Origin of the sequence: Erythrobacter sp. YT30, assembly GCF_001542875.1 — a bacterium.
Taxonomy (GTDB): Bacteria; Pseudomonadota; Alphaproteobacteria; order Sphingomonadales; family Sphingomonadaceae; genus Erythrobacter.
In genome coordinates, this window is sequence record NZ_LMAF01000004.1 from 1 (window position 1) to 454 (window position 454).

The 454-nt window shown below is 57.9% G+C and carries 1 rRNA gene; it reads right to left on the reverse strand.

From position 1 onward, the window contains the following. Positions 1-454 (reverse strand): 16S ribosomal RNA (locus AUC45_RS15645); the annotation flags it as partial.

A 454-nucleotide genomic window follows, 5' to 3' on the forward strand; every position in this document is an offset into this window, starting at 1 on the left:
GGACTACCGGGGTTTCTAATCCTGTTTGCTCCCCACGCTTTCGTATCTCAGCGTCAGTCGCGGTCCAGAGAGCCGTCTACACCGCCGGTGTTCCTCCTGATATCTACGCATTTCACCGCTACACCAGGAATTCCGCTCTCCCCTCCCGCACTCTAGCCGCGCAGTTTTCGGCGCACCCTCCCAGTTGAGCCGGGAGATTTCACACCAAACTTGCGCAACCGCCTACATACTCTTTACGCCCAGTAACTCCGAACAACGCTCGCTGCCTACGTATTACCGCGGCTGCTGGCACGTAGTTAGCCGCAGCTTCTTCTCCGGGTACCGTCATTATCGTTCCCGTCGAAAGAGCTTTACACCCCGAAGGGCTTCATCGCTCACGCGGCGTCGCTGCATCAGGGTTTCCCCCATTGTGCAAGATTCCCCACTGCTGCCTCCCGTAGGAGTAGTGACTGAG